This window comes from Capnocytophaga sp. oral taxon 326 str. F0382 (assembly GCF_000318295.1).
Taxonomy (GTDB): domain Bacteria; phylum Bacteroidota; class Bacteroidia; order Flavobacteriales; family Flavobacteriaceae; genus Capnocytophaga; species Capnocytophaga periodontitidis.
In genome coordinates this window covers 1-1,281 of sequence record NZ_KB291425.1, presented here as the reverse complement: position 1 = coordinate 1,281, position 1,281 = coordinate 1, and the positions used below count along the sequence as shown (strand labels likewise).

Sequence of the window (1,281 nt, the reverse complement as noted above, 5' to 3'; positions counted from 1 at the left end):
CTACCGAAATATTAGCCGAAAAAATGCTATCGGCAGTATACAACTCTCCTAGAGGAACTTTTACCTTTGCTTTAAATAAAATTTTCAGTCTTTAATAGGCACGAGCTACAAGCTCGCGCCAGCAGGAGAAAAAATGGTTTCAAGCTTGCAGGAAAAGAAAGAAAATATGTATCTTTGCAATCAGAATTTAAGAAGAGAATTATTAAAAAAGCTTTGTCTTTTGCCTGTCGGCTGTGAGGTGGAGTGGATTTTCAATTTTCGTTTCCTAAAAATTATACTATGGAGTCATTCGTTGAGCATATATTTGTGCTATTAGGAGCATTCGCATTGGTGATATTGGTCTACAGTCTTATCTTTAAATATTCGCCTATCCGCTCGTTTCCCAGCATGACAACACTTCCTGTAAGGTCTAGGTTGGGCATTCTGGCAGCTACATTTCTCACCGCCGTGAGTATTGTTTTGTTATTTTGTTACGACCGCGAATTACAACAACTTTTTCCAAATTTCTTTGAGTATGGAATATTTGCGCCTTTGATAGCAGTGATTCTGCTTTCGTGCCTGATATGCTTGATTTTCAAGTATGAAAAGAATGTTTGGTTTCGTTGCCATCCCAAACGTAGCAAGCTAATATTACAGGCGGTCAATCATATGTTCCAAATAGAAGGCGTGTCAATTCGCAGCATTGATGACATCAATAATGGGCATGGCGTAAGCTTTTCATGGATTAACGGCCGTTTTATTGCTGCGGGAAAGCACAAGGTGACATTTCAATTCTATACCTATCAGAAACTCCAGCGGTATGCTGCCATGGACATTGTCTATACGAAAGACATCACCATGGAGTTTCTCCCGGGCGCTGTTTACATTGTTGAAGCACGCTCGGGAAATAAGAATTTCCGCATTACACGCGACATGAAACAGAGCATATAGCAAACAGCGCCGACCTGAAAAGCCAGCGCACGCTTGCTTGTTGCTGCCAACATCAATTCTTTCTTTCCTTTGGAAAATCGGCAGTTGCTGTTCGTTGAGCCTGCGAAATGAGGAAAGCAAAGAGTTGATGTGAGTCGCCTTTCTATAATACCTCAATTCCGCAGCATTATTCCTTGTGAGGTACTTTTATATATTGAAGTGACATTTTTGGGATTTATCCATTGATATGGGGATTTTCTGGGGTTCTTGGTTCTTGCATAATCATGAAATCCCCCACCCAAACCAATGGGGAAGTATGAAAAACCACAAAAAAATGATGTTTATTCAATGAAGACCTCAGAGTAGTAGGTT

The 1,281-nt window shown here is 40.4% G+C and carries 1 protein-coding gene; it reads left to right on the top strand.

Translation table 11 applies throughout. The features are described from left to right. The first annotated feature begins 279 nt into the window (after positions 1-279). On the top strand, positions 280-930 hold the full coding sequence (locus HMPREF9073_RS09190) for a hypothetical protein (RefSeq protein WP_009413455.1): 651 nt from the start codon (positions 280-282) through the stop codon (positions 928-930). Positions 931-1,281 lie beyond the last annotated feature (351 nt).